Source organism: Thermococcus sp. JdF3 (assembly GCF_012027495.1).
Taxonomy (GTDB): domain Archaea; phylum Methanobacteriota_B; class Thermococci; order Thermococcales; family Thermococcaceae; genus Thermococcus.
Map to the genome: position 1 here is coordinate 343400 of NZ_SNUK01000001.1, position 12653 is coordinate 356052.

The 12653-nt window shown below is 56.4% G+C and carries 17 protein-coding genes; 16 read left to right on the plus strand and 1 reads right to left on the minus strand.

The genetic code is table 11. The annotated features are described in order from the left end of the window. Position 1 precedes the first annotated feature (1 nt). The 4 genes from E3E42_RS01730 (at position 2) to E3E42_RS01745 (ending at position 4876) form a co-directional block, all read left to right on the plus strand. Positions 2-1456: a hypothetical protein gene (locus E3E42_RS01730; protein WP_167902376.1), complete on the plus strand. Its 1455-nt coding sequence runs from the start codon at positions 2-4 to the stop codon at positions 1454-1456. 119 nt (positions 1457-1575) lie between these two features. After that, complete coding sequence (locus E3E42_RS01735; RefSeq protein ID WP_167902377.1) at positions 1576-2124, plus strand: 50S ribosomal protein L16; 549 nt, start codon at positions 1576-1578, stop codon at positions 2122-2124. Between the two features lie 124 nt (positions 2125-2248). Further along, on the plus strand, positions 2249-3391 hold the full coding sequence (locus E3E42_RS01740) for an RNA ligase (protein WP_167902378.1): 1143 nt from the start codon (positions 2249-2251) through the stop codon (positions 3389-3391). A 108-nt stretch (positions 3392-3499) separates the two neighbouring features. Beyond that, positions 3500-4876, plus strand: coding sequence for an ATP-binding protein (locus E3E42_RS01745; RefSeq protein ID WP_167902379.1), 1377 nt, complete (start codon positions 3500-3502; stop codon positions 4874-4876). Positions 4877-5161: 285 nt separating this feature from the next. On the opposite strand, the gene E3E42_RS01750 is transcribed toward E3E42_RS01745, so the two are convergent. After that, positions 5162-6244 (minus strand): ATP-binding protein, encoded by a 1083-nt coding sequence (locus tag E3E42_RS01750; RefSeq protein ID WP_167902380.1) that lies wholly within the window; start codon positions 6242-6244, stop codon positions 5162-5164. Positions 6245-6445: 201 nt separating this feature from the next. Between E3E42_RS01750 and E3E42_RS01755 the strand changes: the two genes are divergently transcribed. From E3E42_RS01755 to E3E42_RS01810, 12 genes are read left to right on the plus strand one after another with little or no spacing between them, the layout of a single operon-like run. Continuing rightward, positions 6446-7216 carry a putative RNA uridine N3 methyltransferase gene (locus E3E42_RS01755; RefSeq protein ID WP_167902381.1) on the plus strand — a complete coding sequence of 257 codons (771 nt, stop codon included), beginning with the start codon at positions 6446-6448 and terminating at the stop codon, positions 7214-7216. A 1-nt stretch (position 7217) separates the two neighbouring features. Next, positions 7218-8261 (plus strand): 50S ribosomal protein L3, encoded by a 1044-nt coding sequence (locus E3E42_RS01760; protein WP_167902382.1) that lies wholly within the window; start codon positions 7218-7220, stop codon positions 8259-8261. Positions 8262-8271: 10 nt separating this feature from the next. Continuing rightward, the gene (gene rpl4p / locus E3E42_RS01765) at positions 8272-9039 is read left to right on the plus strand and encodes a 50S ribosomal protein L4 (protein WP_167902383.1); all 768 of its coding nucleotides are present in this window, start codon (positions 8272-8274) and stop codon (positions 9037-9039) included. A gap of 6 nt (positions 9040-9045) precedes the next feature. Continuing rightward, entirely contained in the window at positions 9046-9306 is a 261-nt protein-coding gene (locus E3E42_RS01770) for a 50S ribosomal protein L23 (protein ID WP_148882785.1), read from the plus strand. A gap of 13 nt (positions 9307-9319) precedes the next feature. Continuing rightward, positions 9320-10039 (plus strand): 50S ribosomal protein L2, encoded by a 720-nt coding sequence (locus E3E42_RS01775; RefSeq protein WP_167902384.1) that lies wholly within the window; start codon positions 9320-9322, stop codon positions 10037-10039. A gap of 5 nt (positions 10040-10044) precedes the next feature. Further along, positions 10045-10446 carry a 30S ribosomal protein S19 gene (locus tag E3E42_RS01780; RefSeq protein ID WP_167902542.1) on the plus strand — a complete coding sequence of 134 codons (402 nt, stop codon included), beginning with the start codon at positions 10045-10047 and terminating at the stop codon, positions 10444-10446. Positions 10447-10456: 10 nt separating this feature from the next. After that, positions 10457-10927, plus strand: a complete 471-nt coding sequence (rplV, locus tag E3E42_RS01785) for a 50S ribosomal protein L22 (RefSeq protein ID WP_167902385.1) — start codon at positions 10457-10459, stop codon at positions 10925-10927. Positions 10928-10932: 5 nt separating this feature from the next. Then, positions 10933-11565 carry a 30S ribosomal protein S3 gene (locus E3E42_RS01790; RefSeq protein ID WP_014012555.1) on the plus strand — a complete coding sequence of 211 codons (633 nt, stop codon included), beginning with the start codon at positions 10933-10935 and terminating at the stop codon, positions 11563-11565. Then, positions 11552-11752, plus strand: coding sequence for a 50S ribosomal protein L29 (gene rpmC, locus E3E42_RS01795; protein ID WP_014012554.1), 201 nt, complete (start codon positions 11552-11554; stop codon positions 11750-11752). The genes E3E42_RS01790 and rpmC overlap by 14 nt, the downstream gene beginning before the upstream one ends. Positions 11753-11788: 36 nt before the next feature. Beyond that, positions 11789-12055 carry a stress response translation initiation inhibitor YciH gene (gene yciH / locus E3E42_RS01800; RefSeq protein WP_206204241.1) on the plus strand — a complete coding sequence of 89 codons (267 nt, stop codon included), beginning with the start codon at positions 11789-11791 and terminating at the stop codon, positions 12053-12055. Next, positions 11941-12318 (plus strand): ribonuclease P protein component 1, encoded by a 378-nt coding sequence (locus E3E42_RS01805; RefSeq protein ID WP_148882783.1) that lies wholly within the window; start codon positions 11941-11943, stop codon positions 12316-12318. Before yciH ends, E3E42_RS01805 begins: the two co-directional genes overlap by 115 nt. Further along, the gene (locus E3E42_RS01810) at positions 12315-12650 is read left to right on the plus strand and encodes a 30S ribosomal protein S17 (RefSeq protein ID WP_167902386.1); all 336 of its coding nucleotides are present in this window, start codon (positions 12315-12317) and stop codon (positions 12648-12650) included. The genes E3E42_RS01805 and E3E42_RS01810 overlap by 4 nt, the downstream gene beginning before the upstream one ends. Positions 12651-12653 lie beyond the last annotated feature (3 nt).

Below are 12653 nucleotides of genomic sequence, written 5' to 3' on the forward strand. Positions count from 1 at the left end.
CATGAAAAAGGCAAAAATAATGCTTGGAATCGTTCTGATAATACTGTTGGTGTGCAGTGTGGCCGGGGCGTATCGTTTCTTTAGCAAGCCCGAGCGGGGTCTGTTAATCGAACTCCCCAGCCCCGACAGGACGATGGGCCGGAACGCTCTCGTCAGCTGGCTTCTTCCAAAGTACGAGTACTACCTCCAGGTTCAGGTGATGACACGGGAGGGTTTTAGAACGGTTTACCTTGGTAGCTCTCATGGAGAGGTGTTGATTCCGAGTTCGAAGCTCTCCAAGATACGGAGTGCCTGGAAGGACGTAAATCCGGCGGTTCTCGTTGACGTGTGGATCGTTGAACCCGAAACCGGGGAAGCGTACGAGGTGGGTACCTTCAGCACGAGGCTCACCGATGACTCGATCGGTGGTCTTCAGCACTTCGCTCCAAGCTTCTCCAGGGATGATCTTGATGATCTTCGTGTTTTTTCAAGGGAGGAGTCAGAGAGGATTCCCACCGTTCCTCCAACTAGAGGGTTTTTTGCGGGCTACCGCTGGAGGACCAAGAAGGAATACCTCAGAGAGGACGACTATCCGGGGGGCATGTATCTCCCGGTCCTGATACTGGACAACAGAAAAGGCAAGGCAACGGTTCTAGGGGCCTACAAAGTGGAGGTTCAGAAAAGCTCGTCCAGCTCATCGGGGCTTTCCATTGGTTTCTCGACCACCGTGATCAGGGGGTCGCGGTTGAGCAGTAAAAGTGAGTTAAGCATTGAGAACGGTCTGGAGAGCGGGGAGATACGGATCGAGGTGAAAAAGGGCAACGAGTTCATCAGGTCAATCATCGACGGGGAGGTTAAAAACGTCGGGTCCGGCCAGGTTGGACTTATAGCCATTAAGGGGGAGCCTTACATAGCCCTTCAGGTTCTCCAAAGGTGTTACGTAGATGAATTCAGGAAGAGGCACTGCTTTGACACAGACCAGGAGAGGGTGCTCATAACGGTTTCGGACGTGGAACGGGCCTACGACCCCGGAAGGAAGGCCTACCTTATCAAAACTTTCTCCTTCGTGAACCCCCCGAGGAGCGTTTATCCTGCGGGCAACTTTGAACGGCTCGTTAAAGAGAACGCAGAGATGAGGACGCTAACGACGCTCTACGGGGAAAACCAGGCCGGTAGATCCTCCCACATGGAGATTTTCCTGGACGAGTACGATACCTACTCGAACTCGTACGTTCCGTTGCTTGCCATGGCCGTTGCCTTCCAGCCCGAAGCATGGCCGGCTTTTATGATAGGTTTGAGCGCGGTTGGGGGAGTTTACATAACCAACGAGGAACATGAAAAGGCCTTTGGCGCCTTCACCATCGTGGATCAGTCCAGCGATGTTGAAACCACGGTCAAATACGTGGAGCTGAGGTATCACGTAAAGAATGCAAACCATAACACGAGGTTCCCCTTTGCATACCTGCTGTTCGGGTAGCGTCTTTTTTATTTTCCCTGCGTTTTCATTCTCACACCCGGTCAGGCGTTCCAAAACTTTTATAAAAGCGAGGTCAAGCTAAGTTTAGGCTTAGCTTACGCTCATTTGGAGGTGAGAGTATGGGACTGAGACCAGCCAAGATTGATAGGGACGTTGATAAGCCCGCTTACACGAGGAGGAAGTACATCCGCGGTGCGCCCGGTCCGAGAATAACGATCTTCGATATGGGCAACCTCTCAGCCGAGTTCGAGTACGAGGTGAGCCTTCACGCCGAGCAGGCCATGCAGATAAGGCAGAACGCCCTCGAGGCCATCCGTATCCAGGTGAACAGGTACCTCCAGAAGAACGTCGGTAGGAGCAACTTCCACTTCAAGATAAGGGTCTACCCCTTCCAGGTGCTCCGTGAGAACCCGATGGCTACCGGAAGGAAGGCCGACCGTTACGGAAACGGTATGCGCAGGCCCTTCGGAAAGCCGATAGGCCTCGCCGCTCGCGTCAAGAAGGACCAGAAGATCATCACCGTCTGGGTGAACGAGAACCACCTCAAGTTCGCCCTCGGCGCCATGCACAGGGCCAAGATGAAGCTGCCCTACAGCGCCTACTACAGGATCTACGACAGGGAAGGCAACGACATCACCAGCAAGGTTCTCTCGACCATGAAGCGCTGAAGTGCAGCGCTTGTCCTCTTCTACATTTTCATAACCTGTTGCGTTTGCGCCTCGATCCGATGGTTTTTTGCCATATGTTCATAATGATTATTAACGATGCCGTCCAACTTAGACTGGTGGGATGATGGTAAGCTCAGGTTTCAAGGCCATGCTTCTCAAGCTCGGCGTTCCGGAGGACAGGTTGACCGTTCTTGAGGGTAAGGGTGGAGTGATGGAGGGTGAATTCGAAGGCATCAGGTACGTTCGCTTTCGTGATTCTGCCAAGGGCTTCCGGCGCGGAACGGTTGTCTTTGATAATGGAGACGTTGTTCTGGGGTTTCCCCACATAAAGCGCGTCGTCCAGCTTGAAAAGGGTATAAAACGGGTGTTCAAGAACAAACCCTTCTACGTGGAGGAGAAGGTGGACGGCTACAACGTCCGCGTCGTCAGGGTTCGGGATAGGGTTCTCGCCCTCACAAGGGGAGGCTTTATCTGCCCCTTCACGACGGAGCGAATACTCGACTTCATAAACGAGGGGTTCTTCAGGGACTACCCAAACCTCGTCCTGGCGGGGGAGATGGCCGGGCCTGAAAGCCCCTACATCGTCGAGGGGCCGCCCTACGTGAAGGAGGACATCGAGTTCTTCCTCTTTGACATCCAGGAAAAGGGAACGGGGAGGAGCCTCCCGGTGGAGGAAAGGTATCGGCTGGCGGATGAGTACGGTATTCGTCACGTTGAGAGCTTCGGCCTCTACGACCGTTCAAAAATTGAGGAGCTGCATGAGCTAATCGAAAGGCTCAGCAGGGAGAGGAGAGAGGGCATCGTCATGAAAACGCCCGACATGAAGAGAATCGCGAAATACGTCACCTCCTACGCCAACATAAACGACATCCGGATAGGTTCCCACATATTCTTCGACCTGCCCCACGGCTACTTCATGGGGAGGATTAAACGCCTCGCCTTTTACCTGGCCGAGAGGCACGTCAGGGGTGAGGAGTTCGACGAGTATGCCAGGGCCCTTGGAAAGGCCCTTCTGAGGCCCTTCGTCGAGAGCATCCACGAGGTTGCCAGCGGCGGCGAGGTCGAGGAGGTCTTCACGGTGAGGGTGAAGAACATAAGCACCGCCCACAGGATGGTGACCCACTTCGAGAGGCTTGGAGTCAAGATACACATCGAGGACATCGAGGACCTGAAGAACGGCTACTGGAGGATAACCTTCAAGCGCGTCTATCCCGACGCCACGCGGGAGATGAGGGAGCTGTGGAACGGGCTGGCGTTTGTGGACTGATTTGAAGGAGTTTTGGGTACAGGGATCTGCTCTAAAGTGCAGGGAACCCCAGGGGATGGGGGGCCTCAACGGAAATCCTTAAATAGTTCACACACGATTATCATAATCATGAGTGAACTATTCGTGAACCGCACCCGGGAACTGGAGGCACTGAAGAAGGCTTACCTAAGTGAGCGGAAGGAGCTGATACTGGTCTACGGGCGCAGGAGGATAGGGAAGACCGAGCTCGTGAAGCGGTCGGTTGAAGGGATTCCGCACGTTTATTTCTTCGCCGAGGAGGCCCTCGAAGGTGAGAACCTATCGACTTTCAGGAGACTCGTCGGGAAGGCCCTTAAGAATCCCCTGATCGGCAGGGCCGAGCTCTCGTGGGAGGAGTTGTTCGAAATCCTCGACGGCTCCGGAGTGGTGGTTATAATAGACGAGTTCCCGAACCTTATCAGGCAGAACTCCGGGATGTTGTCAAAGTTCCAGAAAATCTGGGACGGCTCAAGGGGCCTGAAGCTTGTTTTAACCGGCTCCTCGGTTAGCGTGATGGAGAGTCAGGTTCTCGGCCACAGGAGCCCGCTCTACGGCAGGAGGACGCTCTCACTGAAGCTAAACCCCCTAAGTTTCTTCCACCTGAGGGAGTTCTTTCCCGACAGGGGCTGGGAGGAGCTGGTGAGGATTTACGGGATAACCGACGGCATTCCCGCGTACATCCAGGAGGTTCGCTTCAGGCTCAGTGCCGGTGAAAGGTTCGAGGAGGTCTTCCAGCCCAACAAGCCCCTCTTTGACGAGGCCGAATTCCTCCTGAGGAGCGAGCTGAGGGAGCCGAGGAGGTACTTCTCAATACTCAAGGCGATAGCCTTTGGGAAGACGAGGTTTGGGGAGATAGTGAGCTTCACCGGTCTGCCAAGCTCGACGGTTTCAAAGTACCTCGACAACCTGCAGGAGCTCCACATAGTCGAGGAGAGGCATCCCGTTGGCGAGTCCGGGCGGAGGAGGAACGCGAGGTACTACATAAGCGACCTGTACTTCACCTTCTGGTTCCGCTTCGTCTACCCCAACCGCTCCCAGCTCCTCGAGTACGGTCACATCGAGGGCTTCGAGGAAGACTACAACCGCTACCTCGGCTTCGTCTTTGAAAAGGTCGCCGAGCAGTTCCTGGTAAAGCTCAGCAAGTCCGGAAACCTGCCCTTCAGGTTCACCAAGGTTGGAAGGTGGTGGCGTAAGAACGAGGAGATTGACCTCGTGGCTTTGAACGAGCGGGAGAAGAAGGTGCTGTTTGTGGAGGTCAAGTGGAAGGATTTGAGGGAGAGAGAAACCATGGGGATTTTGAGGGACCTGGAGAGGAAGGCGGAACTGGTGGGTCTTGAAGATTGGGAGAAGGCTTGCGGGCTGGTGGCGAAGGAAGTTGGGGGCAGGGAGGAGCTTAGAGAGGAGGGCTACCTCGCCTGGGACCTGGGGGACTTCGAAAGGCTTATCTCCTCAAAGCTCGAAGTTTGAGGGGTGGTAGGTAATGCTGCTGACAGTTCATCAGCTCCCCTTTGATGTGGTGCACCTGCAGGCGCTCCTGTTTTCGATAATGCCGGTGCTGTTACAACGATAGACGTCCACCCCATAAAGCAAGGGATCCCTCTGGAACTGCAAGGAACCATAAGTAACTGGCACGGAGGAGAGCCTATATACGTGGTTGCAAGGGTCTTTGAGATCGGCCTCTACGCCTTCGCCCTCAAATGATAAGGGCCGGCAAGTTCGAGAGGGGGAGGGAGGTGGAGAAGCTTTGACCTGTCAAAGCTCCCGGAAGACCCTCTCCAGGACGGGGTCGGGGATGGTGTACCTTCCTTCCCTTTTCTCCACGTAGCCCGACTTCACGAGGTTTTCTAGCAGGGCCGAAAAGTTCGAGTCGTTCACGTAGCCCAGCTTCAGCGTGACGTAGTCCTTTATGTCCTTCCACCTTGAATAGCCGAGCGCCACCGCCTTCAAAATCACCCTGTATCTGGGGCTGTAGGCGAAGAGCCTCGAAAGCTCGCCATCTGCTATTGATTTGGCCTCCCTCAGAACCTCCTCAATGGCCTCCCCGTGTCTGAGCTTCCTCGTGACGCGGGTGTAGCCATAGAGGGCCAGCCAGCCGGGAATCCCGTCGAGTTTCTCCACCGCATCTTCGATCTCGCGCTCGCTTACCTCAACCCCCGCCTCTTCAAATCCCCTCCTCAAAAATTCGGCACTCAGCCCCGGTTCAAACCTTTCCAGGGCTATGTCGTGGTGGTACCTGCCGAAAAGGGGGGCATTTGGGTCGTCCGGCTTGAGGAAGTCAAAGAGAAGACCCACCTCCGAGCCGGTCATGATGAAGGTCAGGTTGGGCAGGTTGTCCACGGCGTAAGCTAAAATCCCATCGTACCTTGTGGCTCCCCCGAAACGCAGGTATTGAGCCTCGTCGAAGGCTATGACGACCCTCCCGGCCTTTTCACCGTAGTCGTTGAGAGCCTCAAGGAGTTCAGTTATTGAGAAATCCCGCGAAGTTATCTCGACCCTGAAGCCGGAAACGCTGACCCCGCGAACCCTCTCAAGGAAGGCCCTTGCCTCTTCGACCAGCCTCTTCTTCCCGCTCATCCCCGAGAGCAACATCTTTCCGATTACGTACCTGTTCACCGAGGAGAACTCCGAGTATGTTTTCCGTACGTCTATCTTGATTGAGGGGTTTGGGAGCTCGTTCAGCGCAACGTTCAGGAGAGAGCTTTTGCCGAGCCTTCTCAACCCTAGGAGAAGAACCAGCCTCTCCCCGCGCTCCACGGAGCTTTCAAGCTCCCCCAGCTCCACCTCCCTGTCGAACAGTTCTTCCCTCCGGGTCTTCGGGTATGGTGAGAACAGCATTAACTTGCACCCCCACAAGTTACTTGCACCCCTGCAAGTTAAAAGGTTTTCCATCAAACTTCGCGAAGGCGAAGTTTGCTTTGCAAAAAATTTGTATACCTCCAAACCCAAAAAAGGGTGGAACGGTTCGAAAGCCTTTTAAATAGTCTCCATAGACCCCACTTCAGCGTTAAAGTACCCACAGCAAAGGATGACGGAAAAATGGCCTGGCACATATTCATTCCAGATTCGCTCCTTGAAGAGACCGACGACCCGAAAATCAGGACGTACAAGGTTGGGCAGATAGCCAGGGCCGCTGCAATCTTCGGCGTCGAGCACGTGTGGATCTACAGGGCCGGCGGCAGGGACGGAAGGTTCATCAAGACGATCCTTGAGTACGCGGAAACGCCCCAGTACCTCAGGAAGAGGCTGTTCCCCCTCATGCCGGAGCTCAGATACGTCGGCGTTATCCCGCCGCTGAGAACACCCCACCACAAGCTCAAGGGCAAGCCCAGGGTTGGAGAAATCCGCGAGGGCTTTGCCTTCCGAAAGGGAAGGAGAACTTACGCGGACATCGGCCTCGACGACCTCGCCGCGGTGGAGGGCGACGTTGAGGGGCGCGCAACTTTCAGAATCGTCTCAGCAAGGCCTCTCAGGGTGATACCGGCGAAGCCAGAGGAGTACTGGGGGTACAGTGTGCATCTCACGAGGAAGTCACTGGCAAAAACACTTAAAAAGGCCAGGCTGGATTTGGCGATTGCCACCTCCCGGAGGGGGCGTGACGTTCGAGAGGTGAAGCTTCCCCCGCTCGAGGGGGAGGTCGGATTCGTGTTTGGTTCACCGAGGAAGGGCGTGATGGAGCTCCTCGGCGAGGAGGAATATGACTTTGATCTAATCCTCAACACCATTCCAAATCAGCGGACGGCCACCGTCCGCACCGAGGAGGCCGTGTTGGCCACACTCGCGGTGTTTAATCTCATAAGGAGGGATTGAGATGGGAAAAATACACAGGCCAAGGAGAGGTTCACTGGCTTACTCCCCGAGAAAGAGGGCTAGGAGTATAGTCCCAAGAATCAAGAAGTGGCCGAAGGACAGTGAGGTCAGGATGCTCGGTTTCGCCGGCTACAAGGCCGGCATGACCCACGTCCTTATGATCGACGACAGGCCAGGGCTTACCAAGGGCAAGGAGATCTTCATGCCGGTCACGGTGGTCGAGGTCCCGCCGCTCTTCGTCTACGGCATCAGGGCCTACAGGCAGGGCTACCTCGGTCTCGAGACCGCCACTGAGGTCTGGTTCCACGAGCTCAACGACCACGTTAAGAGGCGCATAAAGACCCTGCCGAAGAACTACGACGAGGACGCGTTCAAGGCCAAGCTTGCCCAGCTTGAGGAGCTTATCAACAGCGGCGAGATAGTTGACGTCAGGCTTCTCGTCCACACCCAGCCGTGGCTCATCAAGCTCAAGAAGAAGCCCGAGGTCATGGAGTACGCCATCGGTGGCGACGACGTCAGGGCCAAGTTCGACTACGCCAAGGAGAAGATAGGCAAGGAGCTCCGCGCGAGCGAGGTTCTCCACGAGGGCGAGCTCCTCGACGTCATAGCCGTCACCAAGGGTAAGGGAACCCAGGGCCCGGTCAAGCGCTGGGGTGTCAAGATACAGTTCCACAAGGCCCAGAGGGCTGGTAAGGGCAGGCACATCGGTAACCTCGGTCCGTGGCACCCGACCAGGGTCATGTGGACCGTCCCCCTCGCGGGTCAGATGGGCTTCCACCACAGGACCGAGTTCAACAAGAGGCTCATAGCCATAGGTGAGAACGGTGTTCTCAAGCTTGGTGACAAGAAGGAGATAGAGATCACTCCGAAGGGCGGCTTCCCGCACTACGGTGTCATAAGGAGCGACTTCCTCATGATACAGGGCACCGTTCCGGGAGCCTTCAAGAGGATCATCAGGGTCAGGCCGGCTATAAGGGCGCCGAAGAAGAGGCCGCCGGTTGAGAGGCCGCAGATAACCTACGTCAGTAGGGAATCCAAGCAGTGAGGTGAGATAGATGAAGGTTAAGGTTTTCAATCTCGAAGGCGAGCCTGTGGAGGAGATAGAGCTTCCGAAGGTCTTTGCCACTCCGTTCAGGCCCGACCTCATCAGGAGGGCTGTCATCGCCTCATGGACCCACAGGATACAGCCGCAGGGCAGGGACCCTATGGCCGGCAAGAGAAGGGTCACCGAGAACATCGGAAAGGGCCACGGAATGGCCAGGGTTGAGAGGATAAAGACCTCCCCGAGGTTCGCCGCCTTCGTACCCTTCGCGAGGGGTGGAAGGAGAACCCACCCGCCCAAGGTTGAGAAGGTCATATGGGAGGACATCAACAAGAAGGAGCGCAGGCTCGCCATAATGAGCGCGATAGCAGCTACGGCCAACTACGACCTCGTCAGGGCCAGGGGACACATCGTTGACAACGTCCCGCAGGTTCCGATAGTGGTCACCGACGACCTCGAGAAGGTCTTCAAGACCGCCCAGACCAGGGAGATATTCAAGAAGCTCGGCGTCTGGGACGACATAGAGAGGGCCAAGAGGAACACCAAGATAAGGGCCGGCAAGGGCAAGATGCGCGGAAGGCGCTACAAGAAGGCCAAGGGCCCGCTCATCGTTGTCGCCAAGAACGAGGGAATCGTCCAGGGAGCCAGGAACCACCCGGGCGTTGATGTCGTCACCGTTGAGAACCTTGGCGTTGAGCTTCTCGCTCCGGGCACCCACCCGGGAAGGCTCACGGTCTGGACCAAGGGCGCCATAGAGAGGCTTAGGGAGATTTACGGGTGATGAGAGATGGATCCGTACAAGGTTATCGTCAAGCCTGTCGTCACGGAGAAGGCCGTGGCCATGATCGAGAACGAGAACAAGCTCACCTTCATAGTTGACAGAAGGGCTACCAAGCAGGACATCAAGAAGGCCGTGGAAGCGATGTTCGATGTCAAGGTCGAGAAGGTCACCACCCTCGTGACCATGAAGGGCGAGAAGAAGGCCTACGTGAAGCTCAAGCCTGAGTACAGCGCAAGTGAGGTTGCTGCCAGGATAGGATTGTTCTGACGGGGTGAGTGAGATGGGAAAGAGTCTGATTCAGCAGAGGAGAGGTAAGGGAACCACGACCTTTAGGGCCCCCTCCCACAGGTACAGGGGTGCCGTCAGGTACGTTCCGCTCAACCTTACCAAGGAGAAGACCCTCGTCGGCAAGGTCGTCGAGATACTCCACGACCCGGGCAGGACCGCTCCAGTTGCCCGCGTCAAGTTCGAGAACGGCATGGAGAAGCTCATCATAGCTCCGGAAGGAGTCCTCGTCGGCGAAGAGATAGCCATCGGGCCGAACGCTCCGATCAAGATTGGCAACACCCTCCCGCTTGCCATGATACCGGAGGGAAGCTACGTCTACGACATCGAGGGAGTTCCGGGCGACGGCGGCAAGTACGTCCGCGCCGGCGGTGCCTACGCCCTTGTCGTCAGCAGGGAGAAAGACAAGGTCATAGTCCAGCTTCCGAGCGGTGAGCTCAAGCAGTTCAAGCCGGCCTGCCGGGCAACCATAGGTGTCGTCGCCGGCGGCGGTAGGCTCGAGAAGCCCATCGTCAAGGCGGGTAAGGCCTACTACATCGCCAGGGCCAGGAACAGGTTCTGGCCGAAGCCGAGGGGTGTCAAGATGAACGCCGTCAACCACCCGCACGGTGGTAAGGAGCACCACATAGGAAGGCCGAGCACCGTTTCGAGGCGCGCCCCGCCCGGAAGGAAGGTCGGTCACATAGCCGCGAGAAGAACGGGTAGGAGGAAGTGATGAAGATGGCGAGAAAGAAGGAGTTTAAGTACAGGGGTTACAGCTTCGAGGAACTGCTCAACATGTCACTCGAGGACTTCGCCAAGCTCCTCCCGGCCAGGCAGAGGAGGAGCCTCAAGCGCGGCCTCAGCCCGGAGCAGAAGAAGCTCCTCAGGAAGATCAGGCTTGCCAAGAAGGGCAAGTACAGCAAGCCGATAAGGACCCACAGCAGGGACATGGTTATACTCCCCGAGATGGTCGGCATGACCATCCACGTCTACAACGGAAAGGAGTTCGTCCCGATAGAGATCAAGGAAGAGATGATAGGCCACTACCTCGGCGAGTTTGCCCTCACAAGAAAGGTCGTCCAGCACGGCTCGCCTGGTGTCGGTGCGACCAGGTCATCGATGTTCGTGGCGGTCAAGTGAGGTGGTTTAGATGAGCAGGGGCAGGTTTTCCTACTCATTCCAAAATTTTGACCCAGAGAAGATGGCTCGTGCCAGCGGAAGGGACCTCAGGATATCCCCGAAGCACAGCGTTGAGCTCCTCAGGGAGATCAGGGGGATGATGGTCAACGACGCACTCAGGTACCTCGACGACGTCATAGCCCTCAAGAGGCCGGTTCCGATGAAGCGCCACAACGACAGCCAGGGCCACAAGCCGGGCAGGGGCTTCGGTCCGGGTAGGTACCCGGTCAAGGTCGCCAGGGCCGTCAAGAAGGTCCTCCTCAACGCCAAGAACAACGCCGAGCAGAAGGGCCTTGACCCGGACAGGCTCAGGATAATCCACGCGGCAGCGCACAGGGGCCCGGTCCTCAGGGGTTACATCCCGAGGGCCTTCGGAAGGGCCACACCGTTCAACGAGCAGACCACCCACATCGAGATAGTCGTTGAGGAGATTAGGAGGTGAGACTTTTGGCGATCGAGAGATACTTCATCAAGGAAAACGTTAGGGATATGCTCATCGACGAGTACCTCGAGAAAGAGCTCAGAAGGGCCGGCTACGGTGGAATCGACATCAAGAAGACCCCGCTCGGAACCAAGGTCACCATCTTCGCCGCCAACCCCGGCTACGTCATAGGCAGGGGCGGCAGGCGCATAAGGGAGCTCACCAGGATACTCGAGAGGAAGTTCAACCTCGAGAACCCGCAGATCGAGGTCGAGGAGATCAAGAACCCCTACCTCAACGCCAAGGTCCAGGCCGTCAGGCTCGCCCAGGCCCTTGAGAGGGGCGTCCACTTCAGAAGGGCCGCCTACTCGGCCATCAGGGCCATAATGAGGAACGGCGCCAGGGGCGTTGAGATTCGCCTGAGCGGAAAGCTCACCGGTGAGAGGGCTAAAAGCGTCAGGTTCTACCAGGGCTACCTTGCCAAGGTCGGAAATCCGGCCGAGACCCTCGTCAGCAAGGGCTACGCCCAGGCCAGGCTCAAGCTCGGTGTCATCGGTGTTAAGGTTTCCATCATGCCGCCCGACGCCAAGCTCCCGGACGAGATTGAGGTCATAGAGAAGCTCGTTGAGGAAGAGGTGAGCACCAATGAAGCCGAGTGAGATTAGGGAGATGAGCATCGAGGAGATCGACAAGAAGCTCAGGGAGCTCCGCCTCGAGCTCGCCAAGGAGAGGGGTGTGCTCACCATGGGGGCCTCCATAGAGAACCCCATGGTCATCCGCAACCTCAGGCGCGACATAGCGCGCCTGCTTACCATAAAGAAGGAGAAGCTTAGGGAGAAAAGGTGAGGTTCGGTGCCAAGGATTGTTAACCCTCTGGATGAGATGCTCTTTAAGGAGGTCCTGAAGGAGCAGCAGAGAATTAGAGTGTACATAGAGAAGGCCCGCTACGGAAAGCTTAAAACCATAATTGAGGGCATAGACGAGAAGGAGTTCGACCTGGATGATATAGCAAAGAAGCTGAAGGCGAAGCTGGCATGCGGCGGAACGGTAAAGAAGGGAAGGATAGAACTCCAGGGAGACCACAGAGAAAGGGTCAAGAAGTTGCTCGGAGACCTTGGATTTTCCGAGGACTTGATAGAAATCGAGTGAATCAGAAAAACATCATCTGGGGCGAGCTCATAGGGCTGAAAGCAAAAATTATAAGGGCATCTCATCCAGAGCTGGTTGGCATCGAGGGCTACGTCCTTGACGAGACGAGGAACACCCTCACCATCGGCGGTGAGAGGGTCTGGGTTATCCCGAAGGACGTGGCGGAGCTCGAGTTTGAAGTTGGCGGTAAAAAAATCCGAATCAACGGAAAGGAACTGATTGGAAGACCCGAGATGAGATTGAAGAAGAGGTGGCGAAAATGAGAGAGATTGGATTGAAGGTTCAGCCTCCCGCTGAGAAGTGTGACGATCCCCACTGCCCATGGCACGGACACCTCAGGATACACGGCAGGTACTTCGAGGGTGTCGTCGTCAGCGACAAGGGCAAGAAGACCGTCGTTGTCGAGAGGCGGCACTACCACTACCTCAAGAAGTACGAGAGGTACGAGCTCAGGAGGAGCAAGGTTCACGCTCACAACCCGGAGTGCATAGACGCCAAGGTCGGCGACAGGGTCCTCATCGCCGAGACCCGGCCGATAAGCAAGACCAAGAGCTGGGTTGTCGTTGCCGTCACCAAGAGGGCTGGCGAGAGGTGATAT